At 39.6% G+C, this 14,347-nt stretch carries 11 protein-coding genes; 6 read left to right on the top strand and 5 right to left on the bottom strand.

The annotated features are described in order from the left end of the window. Nucleotides 1-120 precede the first annotated feature (120 nt). The 3 genes from TOL9009_RS0114005 to TOL9009_RS47275 all read left to right on the top strand — a co-directional run bounded on the left by TOL9009_RS0114005 (nucleotide 121) and on the right by TOL9009_RS47275 (nucleotide 2,864). Nucleotides 121-780, top strand: coding sequence for an Npun_F0813 family protein (locus tag TOL9009_RS0114005; protein ID WP_029633363.1), 660 nt, complete (start codon nucleotides 121-123; stop codon nucleotides 778-780). A 129-nt stretch (nucleotides 781-909) separates the two neighbouring features. After that, nucleotides 910-1,797, top strand: coding sequence for a hypothetical protein (locus TOL9009_RS0114000; protein ID WP_029633362.1), 888 nt, complete (start codon nucleotides 910-912; stop codon nucleotides 1,795-1,797). Between the two features lie 20 nt (nucleotides 1,798-1,817). Further along, a complete protein-coding gene (locus TOL9009_RS47275; protein WP_029633361.1) occupies nucleotides 1,818-2,864 on the top strand; it encodes a hypothetical protein in 1,047 nt (348 codons plus the stop codon). Between the two features lie 108 nt (nucleotides 2,865-2,972). Here the strand turns inward: TOL9009_RS47275 and TOL9009_RS0113990 are convergent, their stop codons facing one another. From TOL9009_RS0113990 to TOL9009_RS0113980, 3 genes are all read right to left on the bottom strand, one after another. Further along, nucleotides 2,973-3,917, bottom strand: coding sequence for an ADP-ribosylglycohydrolase family protein (locus TOL9009_RS0113990; protein WP_029633360.1), 945 nt, complete (start codon nucleotides 3,915-3,917; stop codon nucleotides 2,973-2,975). Between the two features lie 199 nt (nucleotides 3,918-4,116). Then, nucleotides 4,117-4,491: a type II toxin-antitoxin system VapC family toxin gene (locus tag TOL9009_RS42155; RefSeq protein ID WP_063628687.1), complete on the bottom strand. Its 375-nt coding sequence runs from the start codon at nucleotides 4,489-4,491 to the stop codon at nucleotides 4,117-4,119. 173 nt (nucleotides 4,492-4,664) lie between these two features. Continuing rightward, on the bottom strand, nucleotides 4,665-4,886 hold the full coding sequence (locus TOL9009_RS0113980) for a hypothetical protein (protein ID WP_029633359.1): 222 nt from the start codon (nucleotides 4,884-4,886) through the stop codon (nucleotides 4,665-4,667). Nucleotides 4,887-5,241: 355 nt separating this feature from the next. On the opposite strand from TOL9009_RS0113980, the gene TOL9009_RS0113975 reads away from it, so the two are divergent. Together TOL9009_RS0113975 and sir are read left to right on the top strand one after the other, a co-directional pair. Continuing rightward, complete coding sequence (locus tag TOL9009_RS0113975) at nucleotides 5,242-5,778, top strand: histidine kinase (protein ID WP_029633358.1); 537 nt, start codon at nucleotides 5,242-5,244, stop codon at nucleotides 5,776-5,778. Nucleotides 5,779-6,074: 296 nt separating this feature from the next. Then, nucleotides 6,075-8,093: a sulfite reductase, ferredoxin dependent gene (gene sir / locus TOL9009_RS0113965; protein WP_029633357.1), complete on the top strand. Its 2,019-nt coding sequence runs from the start codon at nucleotides 6,075-6,077 to the stop codon at nucleotides 8,091-8,093. Between the two features lie 85 nt (nucleotides 8,094-8,178). Here sir and TOL9009_RS42150 read toward each other — a convergent pair whose 3' ends face one another. Together TOL9009_RS42150 and TOL9009_RS0113955 are read right to left on the bottom strand one after the other, a co-directional pair. Continuing rightward, nucleotides 8,179-10,875 (bottom strand): ABC transporter substrate-binding protein, encoded by a 2,697-nt coding sequence (locus TOL9009_RS42150; protein ID WP_051502894.1) that lies wholly within the window; start codon nucleotides 10,873-10,875, stop codon nucleotides 8,179-8,181. A 17-nt stretch (nucleotides 10,876-10,892) separates the two neighbouring features. Further along, nucleotides 10,893-12,461, bottom strand: coding sequence for an AAA-like domain-containing protein (locus tag TOL9009_RS0113955; RefSeq protein ID WP_038296347.1), 1,569 nt, complete (start codon nucleotides 12,459-12,461; stop codon nucleotides 10,893-10,895). A 433-nt stretch (nucleotides 12,462-12,894) separates the two neighbouring features. Between TOL9009_RS0113955 and TOL9009_RS0113950 the strand changes: the two genes are divergently transcribed. Further along, nucleotides 12,895-14,298, top strand: coding sequence for a hypothetical protein (locus tag TOL9009_RS0113950; protein WP_029633355.1), 1,404 nt, complete (start codon nucleotides 12,895-12,897; stop codon nucleotides 14,296-14,298). The last annotated feature ends 49 nt before the right edge of the window (nucleotides 14,299-14,347 follow it).

Genomic DNA, 14,347 nt, shown 5'->3' with positions numbered 1-14,347 from the left:
GAGGGCAAATGCGCTCAAACTAAAACCCAAGAAGAAAGCACTATGAGCTAATATAGCTCCCGGTGCGATTATAGATACCATATCAAGAATGCCCCTGTCAAAAGTTAATTTCGGTGTGCCATGTTTATTCTCAAACGGCAGGATGTTGAAATATCGTCGATTCAGCACCCAAAACAGGATCAGCAAGTACCGATCCTCCATTATCAGGGGCTAACGTTTCGTTTGATTAGCGTCTTCAAGGCTAATCAAGAGGAAGAAGCTAGAGCCTTATGGAGGGAATTAACTGATAACCGAGGTAAAGCCTGTGTCTTACTAGAGGAACCGGAGCGCTACAGCGTTTGGGGTAAAATCCGTTTAGAGCAACTAGACGGTGACACGGGTAGTCATAGCAAGACAGGAATTTTGATCCAAGGGAGTCTATTGCTACTGCAAGCGGTTTATATTGACATTGAAGAGTTCTTAGGGACTCGACAAGCGTCATTATTTGAGAAAGATATTGGTGAGTTATTGCAACAAAACCAATTTCCTCAGGTATCCTCATCAGAGACAGCTCATAACTTGCTGACAAACAACCCATTGGAGTTAGCCAAACTTCCCGCTTGGCAAGAAAATCATGTAATTCTGCTTTTGCAAGAGCTGCATCGATTGGGGAAAGGATATTTTGGCAATGCCAACTTTGCCAAACTGATGGCAGGTACATTAGAAGATATGCCATCGGCAGAGCGATCGCACTTTATCAGTTGGCTAAATCAATCTCCACTGAGTAAACTATGGCAATAACCAACATATCATCGGCAGTTCTTTTGGTGAAAAAATTTTTTACTAGGCTCCGAAGTTAAATTAACCCGTTAAGTTTCACATCCTTTTTGCCAAAATACTCCTGTGAATGTATTTATACAGTTAAGCCATATGAGAGAATCTTACAAGAATTCATATCCTCCTAAATCACTGTTGACCACTCAAAACATCGTTTTAGCTAGTATTGCCTGGGGTATGCTGGCACTATTGTACTTTTTGTTGTTTAGTGCCAAAATTCCCGGAGCAGATGGCACACAAAGTCGTGCGGCATGGTACGTAATTGGGACAAATATTTTTGAAGCATTGGCTTATTTAAGTGCTGGGATATTATGCTTAAGGAATTGGCGCAGTCCGCAAATTGTCAGCGATCGCAATGTTTGGCTGGCAATTGGCATCGGGATGCTTTCTTATTTTCTTGGCGGAATATTTTTCGGCTATACGGAAATAGTATTAAAAGAAGAGCCAATCGTTTCCCTAGGTGATGTATTTTTTGTGGTGACATATTTGTTCCTTGGTGTAGGCATGATTTTAGCAGTTGCATCTTCGCGACTCAATCTGGAAAAATGGCAGTGGATGATTGTGTCTGCAATTGGAGCTTTTGGCAGCGCTTTGGCATGGCTGATTTCTCATCAACCACCAGGAGCAGATAAAATTAGTGAACAAGTGTCATCACGAGTAGAAAATATCGCTCTGATTTTAAGTACTATCTACATTGTCAGCGACGTGTTATTGTTAATTATCGCCACCATGCTACTGCTTGCTTTTTGGGGCGGACGAGTTTCTTTGTCTTGGCGAATGATTGCCGCCGCCGCATTTTCGCTCTACATAGCAGATATGTGGTTTCAATATGCCACTAATTGGATTCCCAATTATCAAAGTGGAGAGATACTAGAGGTATTTTGGGTAATGAGTGGAGTGTTATTTGGCATGGGAGCCGCCTTGGAATATGACGCATCATTAAGCCGATCGCGGCGTGTGGGCGGACGAAAACGAGCTTAACAAAAATTTTGGTGTCTACCGTGAGAAAACTAACAGATTCTGATAAACAAGAAATTCTTAAATTATATCGAGAGACTGCCGAAACAACTTCAACTTTGGCAGAACGCTATGAAGTTAGTAATTCGACAATTAGTCGCTTGCTCAAAAGTACTTTACCAGAAGACGAGTATGAATACCTCGTTTCTTTAAAGCGTGCTGCCCGAACTCCCGAAGGCAGAGCGCAGGTAAACTATGACCAACTACAACCCAGGGTAATACCACAAAAAGATAAAGAAGTCAAACAAGTCGAGGTGAAAGCAACTCCCAAGGAAGAAAGCTTTCCACCCGAATTGCCGAAAACTTCTCTGCCAAGTCCGCGCAAGACACCTCCAAAAGTCAAAGTTGTTGAGCCTCCACAGCCAGTAGTAGAAAATTTTCCTTACCAAGAAGATGAAACCGAGGAGGAAGAAGCCGCTAACAGACGGGTGCGACGCCGTTCGTCAGCACCGATACCAAGACAACCAGTTGGGGAGCAATTAGAACTTTTAGAACAAAAGCCGACTGTAATAGCTAGTATTCCTAGCCCAATGTTAGAGGGTGAACGTCCAGACCCGAACGTTATAGCGCAAATGCTTGGCGAAGACTTGCTAGACGAATCAGAGGATTTGGACGATCTAGACGACGATTTAGATGATGATGATTTCGATGATGAAGATGACGACTTTGAGGAGCCAAGACCTCTAGTCACAAGACGAGCTTTAGGTGATGCAGCGGTGCCAGTTTTGCCCTTGTCGGCAGCTCATTTGCCCAAAACTTGCTATTTAGTAATCGATCGCTCCTCAGAGTTAATCACTCGACCCCTGAAGGATTTCGGCGATTTGGGACAAATTCCCACCATCGAAACTCAGCAAAGAACTTTGCCGATATTTGATAACCACCGAGTAGCAAAGCGCTTTTCTACCAAGCGCGATCGCGTGATTAAAGTTCCCGATAGTAAAATGCTCCATAAAGCGCGAACTCATCTGCAAGCTAAGGGGATCACACGATTGTTAATTGATGGTCAGGTATATTCTTTGTCTGGTGTTTAATCATTAGATATCTGGTAGAAAACACGTAGAGACGTAGCATTGCTACGTCTCTTGGGATCGGGCAACGCATAATTAATTAACTCTGTAGAGACGCGAAATTTCGCGTCTCTACACCGTGTAAACAACTGCTGCTAAACGCTCTGCTAAATTAATAATGTCCTGTTTTCGGGCAGTTTGCTCAACCCATTCTGAGGGAATATTCTCCACTCCATAGTAAATTCCTGCCAACCCTCCAGTAACAGCGGCAGTAGTATCAGTGTCTCCACCCAAATTTACCGCTTTGAGTACCGCTTCGGCGTAGTTAGAACTATTTAATAAACACCAAAGTGATGCTTCTAAAGTATCAATTACATAGCCGCTAGAACGAATTTCTTCCAGTGGTAACTTGTCAATTTCGCTGCTGAAGACTCTGGAAAAATGCGGCATTTCTAAAGCGTATTCAGATGTAGAGTAAATTTGGCGAATATTTTCTAAACCTTGTAAATAAGCTGCTTGCGGCTCAAGTCCTTCTAGGAGGCAAACTGCGATACTGATATATATACCACAGGCAATTTGCGATCGCATATGAGCATGGGTAATACAAGAAACTTGATGTACCCGCGAAATCAATTCGGCAAAAGTTAAGTTTTTGTAACAATAAGCCATAGGTAAGATTCTCATCAAAGAGCCATTACCGTTACTTTTTTCCGTCTTTCCTCCCGCTTCCAAGGGTGGAATTCCTTGTTTCAAGTTGGCGATCGCTAAAAATGTAGTATTACCAATGTCAAATACTTCACCATGAGCAGTCCAGTACGATTCATGATACCAGCGCCAGAATGAATTAGCGATCATATCCAACGAAAAACCATTACAAAGACATTCTGCTAAACAAAACGTCAGTGAACTGTCATCAGACCATGTGCCAGGTGGTACATCCCAAGTACCGTAACCCTGCATCGATGTCACAGGAGACGCAATTCGTTCAGCACGGTTAGTAAATTCCACTGGGACACCTAAAGCATCACCAACACACAAACCCATCAAACCAGACAACGTTTTTGTAGTAGTTAGCATTATTTACTCGCTGGAATAATTTTCAACAATCAACTTCATATCCGCACTTGATATAAAAATCATATTTTATTTCTGAAAATAATTACGAGATAATACGTAACTGGAGTAATCTTGTGAAATGATGTTTTCTAACCAGTCACAGGGGTTTTGGTTCATGGTTGGTGGAGTGTCATTATTAGCACTTAGTATGGTGAAGAAGTTAAATAGACCAAGGATTAACAATCACAACCCCTGTCCCAGCAAAATCATTTTCGTTACGAGTAACAAGTGATAGAGAGTTTTGAAGTGCGATCGCTGCAATGAGAGAATCCATAGCGGGTAAAGGGCGCCCATTCTGTTCTAGTTGCCCGACTAAATTTCCCCACAACACCATTGTTGAGAAATCTATACTTAAGATTCTTTGTTCAAAGCGATTGGGTAGAGTTTCATTCAGCCAATTTGTTAGAGATTTTTTCCGCTTAGATGCGGTCATTTTGCTGATGCCTTTAGCTATTTCGCCAATTGTGATCGCGCTGATGTAAGTAAGTCGGCGCAATAAAACCAAACTGTGTGAAGAAAAGTAAACAAGGCTCAAATGCTTTTTCCCCCTGCTCCCTGCCCCCTGCCCCCTGCCTTGTCATAACGATAAATTTTAACGCCAACCTACTTAAAGTGTTTCTGGCACTTGGGCATTTAACCAGTCTAAAACTTGTTGATTTGGTTGTTTGGCAACCATTTCGGAAATCAGGCAAGTGTCAAGGAGGTAGGTCATGGATTGAAATCATCGCGTGGTAGGCTGCGATCTCGGCTAAAATCGAGTTCTTCGGCGATTCCAACCAAGGGGGATTGACGGAAAAATTCTACGAGTGTGGTGGTTTGTTCTGGGTGGGTGTTGTGTGTAGTCAGGCTTTGTGCCAGGAGTTGGATAATATACAGTTTATCGTTGGGCGAAAGCTGAAGGAGTTGTTTTTCGAGTTCTGGGATAACCATTATGTGGTTTAAGTGGAGGATAAATTTATTTTACTTTCAGTTAGGAGTGCCTAATTATTTCTAAATTTATAAATTACACCGCTAATAAAGGCTGTTTTTTTTTACTTAACCAGACAAACTTTTATTTCTCAAGTTTGTACCAGTTGAAAAACTGTCTATTTATGTGAAAAAATACCGGATGTAAACAGAAATCTCCGTAATGCAAACAGCTAATTAATAATTGTAGTTAATTAGCTTCTCGGTGACGTGCATTAATAGTGACAATTTATTTAGAAAGTATCAAAATTTCCTGGAACTTTTTTCATTGATTCTCGACCTAGAGTTTAAATGCAACACCTACATATTCGGTGACATTATGAAGCGCTTTATCAAGTCTTTTGTGACAATTTCTGCATTGTCTTCTTTAGTAATTGCTCCTATTTTTCTCTCTGCCGGTCAAGCTTCTGCTGAAACCAAAAATGGTACTGATGCCAGCTATGTCGGTGCTGGTGTAGGAGTTGGTGTTACCAACGGTGGACAAACAGGTGATGCGGCAACATTTGGTGGTAATCTTACAGGTCGTCTGAAATTAGGAGATACTCCATTTTCCGCACGCGGTCATGTTCTCTGGAGCGACGAAACAACTGCTATTATCCCCCAAGTTTCCGCAGATGTGGGTATTGCTAAAAATACCAATGCCTATTTAGGTCTTGGTTACTCTTTTGTGGAAGCAAACGGCAAACCAACTCCCCTCGGCAACAAAGATGGCGTAGCTGTAACTGCTGGGATAGAATCTGAAGTTACTAAAAATTTCTTGCTCTACAGTAATGCTACTTTAGGAATTGATGCCTACAGAAATAGCTCTGCTTCTGCTCTGAGCATCCAAAGTGGTATCGGTGTTCGCTTCAAGTAAAATTAATTTAATCTACCATCAGCCTCCTCACACAAGACTCCTATAACTTTTAGCGCTCTCCTTTGGTTTAAATCATAGCTTCAAATAATTTTTAGAAGCGACTCATAACCATATAAAATATTGCTGGGTTTATTAAGTGTTGCATCACTGATAAACTCAGCTTTTGCCATGTTAAAATGTAAAAAATTCCTCTTTATTCCGACCGGATTACCGGGGATCAATTAGCCGAATAAGTGCTAAGAACTAGCACATAACGGCGTTGAATAATGCCTTATTGAGAACACTATACAACTCTAATGGTTAAATCTGCTCCTGCCCCTACCGCCAAACGTAAGCCTTCTAAAGTCGAAGGTCTCAAAGAACATAGTAATTTTTTACGTGAACCTGTCGCCAGCGAACTAGTTGAGGATACAACTCATTTTAGCGAAGATGCGGTACAAATTCTCAAGTTTCACGGTTCTTACCAGCAAGATAACCGCGACAATCGCGTCAAGGGACAGGAAAAAGATTACCAGTTTATGCTGCGAACCACCAGTCCCGGTGGGTTTATTCCGCCAGAATTGTATCTGACTATAGACAAGCTCGCTGATGATTATGGCAACCATACAATGCGAGTAACTACCCGTCAAGGGTTTCAGTTACACGGGATTTTGAAGAAAAATCTCAAAGCGGCGATCGCTGGTATGGTTAAAAGTATGGGTTCCACTTTATCAGCTTGCGGTGATGTGAATCGTAACGTCATGGCTTGCCCAGCACCATTCAAAAATCGCCCAGAATATCAGTATGCTTGGGAATATGCCAAGAATATCTCTGATTTACTTAAACCCCAAACCGGCGCATATTACGATATTTGGCTAGATGGAGAAAAAATAATTAGTGCCGAAGAAAAGCCAGAAGTCAAGGCAGCACGACAAAATAATAGTAAGTCGATTGTTGAGAATAGCTTAGAACCAATTTACGGCAATCTCTACATGCCGCGCAAATTCAAAGTTTGCGTGACGGTACCGGGAGACAATTCTATAGATTTGTATAGCCAAGACCTCACCTTGGTGGTCATGACTGATGATAAGGGTGAATTAGAAGGATTTAACGTTTTTGCGGGTGGTGGTTTAGGAAGAACGCACAACAAAGAAGAAACCTTCGCACGCATAGCTGACCCGATTTGCTATGTAACGAAAGATGACGTTTATGAAATAGTGAAAGCGGTTGTTGCAACTCAAAGAGATTATGGCGATCGCACTGACCGACGTCACGCTAGACTAAAATATCTCATCCACGATTGGGGGGTTGAGAAATTTAAGTCAATGGTTGCAGAATACTTTGGCAAATCGCTCACACCTTTTAAAGAACTTCCAGAGTGGAAATATCAAGACTTCCTCGGCTGGCACGAACAAGGCGATGGTAAGCTGTTTTTAGGCGTTTCCATCGAAAATGGTCGCATCAAAGATGAAGGTTCGCTGCAACTCAAAACCGGTTTGCGGCAAGTTGTCGAGCAATTAAATTTGCCGATTCGTTTGACACCGCATCATAATGCAATTCTCTTTGATATTGAACCTGAGAATAAACAAGTTATTGAAGAGATTCTACAGCGTCACGGTGTCGTCACAGACCCTGGTAAAATAGATTCCTTGGTGCGCTATGCGATGGCTTGCCCCGCGATGCCGACTTGCGGCTTGGCAATCACCGAATCAGAACGAGCAATACCAGGTATTTTAGAAAGAATTCGCTCGTCATTAGATAAAGTTGGTTTACAAAACGAGCATTTTGTGGTAAGGATGACTGGTTGCCCGAACGGTTGCGCTCGTCCTTACATGGCAGAATTGGCTTTTGTCGGTAGCGCACCAGAAAGTTACCAAGTATGGCTGGGTGGTTCTCCAGACCAAACTAGATTGGCGTTACCTTATATGGAAAGGCTACACCATAATGACATAGAAACCCAGCTAGAGCCAATTTTTGTCTTCTTCAAGCGATCGCGGAAATCTGGGGAAAGCTTTGGTGATTTTTGCGATCGCGTTGGTTTTGATGCGATTCGGGAATTTGCTGCTAATTACGAATCTGAAGTTGTTGGAGAGCCAGAAATTACAGACGATAGCGATGGTTTGGTGGAAGCAATGGCAGATTCTACTGTAGAAGAAAGTGGAGGCAAAGAAGTAGCGATCGCTAATACTACCATTGCCAGCAGCAAAAGTCGGCATCGAGTCAGCATTCAAGATGATATTTACCTCAAGCTGAAAGCTGCTGCTACCAGTCAAGGGAAGCCGATGAGTGAGTTGGTGAACAAAGCGCTAGAAGCTTACTTTGAGAATCTGTCGTAAGAATTAGGCACAGACTTAGCTTGTAGTTTGCGCTTTAGCGCTAAAGCGCAAACTACAAATTCATCACATCAATCTTGACGCAACACTAATTTTCATCCACTTTTACAAAATCACCATTAACGACTTTAACCAGGACTGCTTCTTGTTCACGCTCACCATTGATGAACTGTAGTCCATCTCCTGAACTTTCATCAGGCGAAAGATTAATAGATGGGAGTTTTTCAAGTACACTTTGTCGAGACGGATTGTCAGACGAAGACATAGCTTTAATAAAAGCCTGAGTCGCATCATAACTAGTAGCGGTTTCCCAGCTAATTCGATCTTCTTCCCATCTTTTCCTAGCTTCACCTACAAATTGAGATTGTTGTGAATTGGATGATTTGTCGTTATACCAGGGAATTGCCAAAATTAAGCCTTCAATAGCCTTTTGACCTATTTTAAGAATCTGTGAACTATATAAAGAATCTCCTCCCAGCATTTTTAGTTTTCTAGGGAAGTTGGAAAGTTGTTGTGCGCGAGCAATCTCAATCGCTTTATAAGTTAGTTCGGTGTTTGGAAAAAAGATAGCTGCATCGGCTTTATACTCAATTGCACTAAGATATACTTCATAACGTGCATCCAGTTTCGGATCTGCCAAATTTTTAGTCCGTAGAACTTTTCCACCTTGCTTTATAAAGAATGTTGCAAACGCATTCGTTAGGCTCTCACTATAGATATCTTGATATCTATTGTAAATAACTACTCGTTTAATGTTATTCTTTATGGCGTAATCGGCTAATTTTTCACCACTTGCCTGATCGGAAGTGACTGTTCTGAAAAAAACTTTACTTTGTTGATGTCTTAATAAAGTACTGGTGCTAGTAGGAGATATCATTGGTAAACGAGCTTTTTCATACTTATAAAGTGCAGCTCGAGTAGCTTCACTATTATTATGCCCAATCACTCCCAAAACATTTTGGTCTTTAACCAATTCTTGGGCGACTTTTTGCGCTCGGATTTGATTATTACTGTCATTGGCGATTACAATATTCAATAATCTACCTTTTAATCCCCCTTTGTTGTTAAAATTAGCCTGCGCTTGTGCGACTCCCCTCAATATTTCTTTAACATTTTCCTTTCTAGCATCTACAGGTACAACAGCTGCCAAACTTAAATAATTACCCTTTTTATGTGCTAGCGCATTGTTGTAGTAAATTTCAAACTCTGGATTACCACGCTCAATATTTTTCAATTTTTCAAATTGATTAATGGCTTCTGAATAATTTTTATTTTTAAAAGTTGTAATGGCATCTTCTGAGCTAACAACTCCATCGCCTATACGAAAAGTCCGCTCTCCTTGGCTAAATAGTTCTGGGTCCAAGACGTATGGAGGACTTATATTTTGTTGTATTTGCACTATTTGAGCATTAATTCTTTGCCAGTCATGCCATACAAAGAAGCCACTTCCAATGATTAGTAGACTTGCAGGTATTCCCCAGATAAAACGCCAACGATAGTTTTTTATTGCTAATTCTTCGCTAGCATTGATAAATTGATAATCTTCAATAGTCAAATTTTTTCCAGCGCACCATTCCATTGCGGTTCGTAATTTTTGCCCCTGCAACAGCCAAGATTTATTTTGACCAGAAGATAACCATCCTAATAACTCTTCTTCATAGGGTCTTTTATCTGCTAATAGTTCACTAACCCATTGTGAATCAAAGACAAATTTATAAATGCGGTTATAAATTTTTAATTTTCGGTTATTTTCTAATACTAACCCTGACAAAATTAATTCACTTTGTTCGGGAGTGTCGTCAGCTAGTAATTCTTGGTTTTGTCTAATCTTTTGGTAAAGCTTAAGTAATTTAAAAGTTGACTCTTTACTGTTGATAATTCTATCGCGAATAGTCCTTAAATGCTGTGGATTATCCTGTTCTTCCCAGTTAGTTATTATGCGAGATATAACTAATTCCTCAACATATTTAGATATCAATCTTTTCTCAATAGGAATAATTTCTTCATCATTCACTATTATTTGACATATTTTTTGAGTGAGAAAAGGTTGACCATCAGTCCAGTTGAGTATCTCTTGAATAATTGCTTCAGCAATTTGAGAATCACTTACTTTACTTTCTAAACCTTGAGCTAGAGTTCGAGCTTCATCAAATGAAAAACCTTTTAGTTGAATCGCTTCACCAATATTAAAAGGTGTACGCTGATTATCTTGAATTAGTTGTGAGGGTGTAGCTACTCCCAACAAAGAAAAAGTAATTCGTTTAAAATTAGGATTAATAGCGCGTTGATTATAACAATATCTAATGAAAGCAAAAAAATCATTGGTCGGAAAATCTAGACTGAGAACTGTATCAATTTCGTCTAAAAAGATAACAATATTTTGATAATTTTCTAGGAATAATATTTTTTCAAAAAACTCACTAAAGCGCTTCACATGTGTCAAAGACTTGCTCTCATACAACCAAGTTTCTAATCGCTCATTTGGTAAGTCAAGTTTATCTGCTAAATCTTGAATGAAAGTATAATACCATTGCTCTTGAGTCACTCCTCTAGCGCCAAAACTTTCCAAGCTAATTAAAACACACCGAAATCCTTCATTTGCTAATCTTTTACTAACTCGTACTTGTAAGCTAGACTTACCCATTTGTCGGGAATTGAATACGTAGCAAAATTTACCAGCTTGTAGTCCTTCGTAAAGATTTTTATCGGCTTGTCGCTCAATATAACTAGGGTCTTCAGGTTTTAAAGTCCCTCCTACTTGGTAGTATTGCTGTTGGTTACTCATTATTTTTTCCCTGGTAGTTAAAGATGAACGCGGAAAAATTGACGATATAATTTGCAACGTGGTTTGACAAAGTTTCTTTCTAGCTTCACCAGTCCCAAACGATGTAATGACCTAGCAATATTCGGAGGTAACTGAACTGGGTTTTCAGCCGTAACAACTTGACGAAATGCCGTTTTTAACTCTTGATTATTTCCAATTTTACTCAAGTGTTCGAGTAAATGATTTCTGAACGGTCCTTCTAGGGTAGGAGCAATTTCCAATAATTTTTTAAAGGGAATTTCATGAAGTGTCAGGTAATCGCAAGCCATTCGCAGCAATAAAGGATGTCCTCCTAATAAATCCATAAGTTGCCTCACCTGAGCTTGTGTTAAATTAAGTTGATGCAACTTGAGCAAACGTTCTACTTGATCCAATTTTAATTCGGGTAATTCAATTACTAAACCCACATTAGCAAGTGGTGAAGTATTAATATCTAGGGAAGCATAAACTTCGGTAGAATGGACAATTATTAAGCGGAGTTTTTGCCAAATTTCGCTAATTTTATCGCCGCGTCTTGCTTTGTCGTGCCAATCTCGCAGCATATTACAAAAATTGTTAGCGATCGCTGGCTGTTCAAAGACTAAATCTAGATAATTTAAGGCTAATACTAGAGGACTAGAATTTGTCAGCAAGTATTTTTGAAAGTACATCGTGCAGTTGAAGATGCAAGTCACTTTATCGTCCCAATGTTGATTTAAATTATTAGGTAACTCTAACTCGTCACCTACAGCCACACATAGCGATCGCAAGAATGTTTCCTCATCGCTGGAAATCCCATCAACTAATCCTTTAATGCTTAAACTTACTGTCTTATAACCATTTCCTCTGGCATAAGCGACTATCCGATTCATCAGCCACGTTTTGCCCATGTTCTCAGGTGCTTTGATGCGAATCAGACAACCGGGTTGCTTAATCTCTTCATAACAACGCTTTTCCATCGTCGGACGTTCTAGATAAAACATCGCAGGCGATCGCTCTTCTTTTTTCCGCAAAACTGGGGTTGACTCTTCGGGAATTCCTTGTAGTTGAATTTCCACACAGCCAAACTCATAAGCTTCTTCGATTGAACGCTTTGCCCCCAGCGCTTTGTAGAAACCAACTGCAAAAGCGATCGCTGCTTTATCGCCGATCGCTCTTTTCATGCCAATCACAAAAGGTATATGCTCAACAATAGCAAGAGCCTGAATATCTGAATAACAAGCATTCAGCACCACGCAATTAACATGAGCCGTAACTAATTTAAACAATGCGGCTAAAGCTTCAGGTGTTACTGACTGTGTTTTACCAAGCTCATTTTCAAAGCAAAGCTCACCAGTACTTTCTCCATGACCAGAAAAATGTACAATATTTGGCTGAAAATCATGTATGGCTTGGCTTATATCTTGCGGACGTGCAGAACGTCGCTCATCTAGTACAAACATTCCTTGCAGGTTCGCTAGTCGCAGCCTTTCTTTAATATCTTCTAACTCGCGCCCTAAACGAAGTCTAGCACTATCAGTAGGTTCAGCAGTCAAAAACAGAATTTTAATCAGGCGATCGTTGCTCATTCAGAATCGTTCCTTAAGCTAAATTACTTACCATCGTTTATGACTAAATATGAGTTTTGTTAAACTTGTACCAGTACACTTACTAGAATTTACTTAAGTATTTCTTTCATTTTAATGTTTTTATAAAGAGATATAAAAAGACTTCATCTCCACCAAAACTCATTCCGGACAGCAAACAAATCATTCCTACCTTCAAGCGTGCGTAAAATCACATGGCTCAATTGCAACAAATCGCGCTCTGACTGTATTTTTCCATTAATATCGACCTAACCACATTCGACCAATCAAGAGTTATGTCATTAATTAATAACCGGGCGATCGCATTCCCATAAGATAAAAAATTTTGATATCTTTTTTCATTAACAGTCATGAAAAAACTCAATTTATAGGGTATGCTATTCGACAATAATTCTAATTTGGTGGACTTCTCCAAATGAGTAATACATCAGCGGTGCAAAGAGTCAAGAGCAGAAAACTACTTGGTAAAGCTAATTTAAAAGTTACGAAGAAACAGATTTTATTTACTACTCTGGCTATATCTCTTGGTTTGATTAGTGTGGGAGCTTTCTGGTTTACTTCCAGATATAAATTTGACAATCAAAACTCAGTAAAATTACAAGAAATATCTAATGCCGAGTATCCTGAAAATCCTGCTCCATTAGCCAAAAGTTTCCAAAGATATTCCAGCAGAAAGTTAACAGTTGTCAAAAGAGATAATACTCACTTCGATTTTGTACTGGAACCAACTAACGAAAAAACAGCAAAGATAGTTGTCAAAAATGTTGATCTGAAACTCTTAGTACCGAAAGTACCTGAATGGGTTAAAAAAGATGAAGGTTTAGAAGTAATTGCCTTAACAGACAGAGAGTGGAACAGACAACAGATTAGTTTTCCTGCTAATTCCGAACATATAGAAATTAGCGGAGGAGATGGTTTTGAAAAGCAAAATCTCACTGAAATTGCTTTAGCCAATAACTGCTTAAATGCAGGATATTGGGAAATTTTGCTTTTTACGAAAGAGGATAATAATAAATCCCTTTACTATCAAAGCTGGTTTACCTTCCCGATGGGACTCTACAAAAATGTCTTTGAAAATATCAATAACATGTCTTATTGGAAGCATTGGTGGAGATTAGAACATTGGCAAGATCCGAGCGGGACAGTAGTAAAAACTGATTTGCTCAGAAAAGTAATTGATCAAAAAGAAGTTGCTACTAAGTTTCTGCCTGATGAAAGAATAATTGTATCAGGAGAGCAAGCAAGAAAAGTTAGAACTACACTCGCGAAAAATCTGACAACATGGAAAGATTTTTACAGTAATGAAAATGAAATAAAATTTGCAACTTTCCGTCCACCAGGAGTTTACGATTCTAAGAAACCTTGGGGAAATGAATACTGGAGAATAGGCAAATTTGAAAAGGCGATTTTGAGAAACATTAAGCCTGTAGGTGTTGAGCAGAATTTACAGGAAATTGAGTTGTTATTCAGCGATACAAAAACTGGTGAAACAAATAAATTATTCATCAGCGGTGTTAATTTAAAGGAACTTCCCAAGTTGGCAGTAGCGGACTATTCCAAGGGTTTGTATATGCCTATGGGAATTGGAATACCTCCTTTTTATCAAAGCTACGAAGAATTAGAAAAGAATCATCCAGATCAAAGCCCTTACTTCAGTGTTTTGCTAGATTCAAAAGATAAGTGGATAGATCATCACCACTTAGCAGTTGATGGATCAGCTATGCACCTTGATAAAGATAATCCCAATCTCCTGCATATTTACTTGCTGTCCTACGAAAGGAATACTTTAATTACTCATTTCTCAATTAATTTGCAATAGACTTCTCCACAAAATACGTAGAGACGTAGCATTGCCACGTCTCTACATT

Origin of the sequence: [Scytonema hofmanni] UTEX 2349, assembly GCF_000582685.1 — a bacterium.
Classification (GTDB): domain Bacteria; phylum Cyanobacteriota; class Cyanobacteriia; order Cyanobacteriales; family Nostocaceae; genus Hassallia; species Hassallia hofmanni.
The sequence above is the reverse complement of the archived record's forward strand: the minus strand, read 5'-3'. Positions and strand labels throughout refer to the sequence as shown.

Coding starts and splice junctions, on each gene's coding strand:
- TOL9009_RS42150 (WP_051502894.1), bottom strand. CDS start 10,875: ATGAGTAACCAACAGCAATACTACCAAGTAGGAGGGACTTTAAAACCT.
- TOL9009_RS0113950 (WP_029633355.1), top strand. CDS start 12,895: ATGAGTAATACATCAGCGGTGCAAAGAGTCAAGAGCAGAAAACTACTT.
- TOL9009_RS0114005 (WP_029633363.1), top strand. CDS start 121: ATGTTTATTCTCAAACGGCAGGATGTTGAAATATCGTCGATTCAGCAC.
- TOL9009_RS0113990 (WP_029633360.1), bottom strand. CDS start 3,917: ATGCTAACTACTACAAAAACGTTGTCTGGTTTGATGGGTTTGTGTGTT.
- TOL9009_RS0113975 (WP_029633358.1), top strand. CDS start 5,242: ATGAAGCGCTTTATCAAGTCTTTTGTGACAATTTCTGCATTGTCTTCT.
- TOL9009_RS0113980 (WP_029633359.1), bottom strand. CDS start 4,886: ATGGTTATCCCAGAACTCGAAAAACAACTCCTTCAGCTTTCGCCCAAC.
- sir (WP_029633357.1), top strand. CDS start 6,075: ATGGTTAAATCTGCTCCTGCCCCTACCGCCAAACGTAAGCCTTCTAAA.
- TOL9009_RS0114000 (WP_029633362.1), top strand. CDS start 910: ATGAGAGAATCTTACAAGAATTCATATCCTCCTAAATCACTGTTGACC.
- TOL9009_RS0113955 (WP_038296347.1), bottom strand. CDS start 12,461: ATGAGCAACGATCGCCTGATTAAAATTCTGTTTTTGACTGCTGAACCT.